1 pseudogene is annotated in these 303 nt (G+C 65.0%); it reads left to right on the top strand.

Going from position 1 to position 303, the window contains the following annotated elements:
* Nucleotides 1-303, top strand: a pseudogene (locus tag GV790_RS29670) (alpha/beta hydrolase family protein); the annotation flags it as partial.

Below are 303 nucleotides of genomic sequence, written 5' to 3' on the forward strand. Positions count from 1 at the left end.
TTCCGGGGATCACCACGACGCTGCAACGCGCGAACAGCCGGATTGCGAATTCGTTGAACCTCTACGAGGTGGCGTCTCGGCTTGACCCCGGCCTCGAGAGCTTCTCCCTCGCGTGGGTGGGATACGACGCCCCGAGCGGCGGCAAGATGATGACCGAGACCATCTCGCCGCAGCCCGCCATAGAAGGCGGACGGTTGCTGGTCCAGGACATCACGGGCTTCCACACGACTCGCCGACTTCAGGCCGATCTGCCAGGCGGGGCTTCGGTGGCGCTGAACCGCATCTTCGCCCACAGTTACGGCT

It is taken from the genome of Nocardia cyriacigeorgica, from assembly GCF_010858045.1.
GTDB classification, from domain to species: Bacteria; Actinomycetota; Actinomycetes; order Mycobacteriales; family Mycobacteriaceae; genus Nocardia; species Nocardia cyriacigeorgica_E.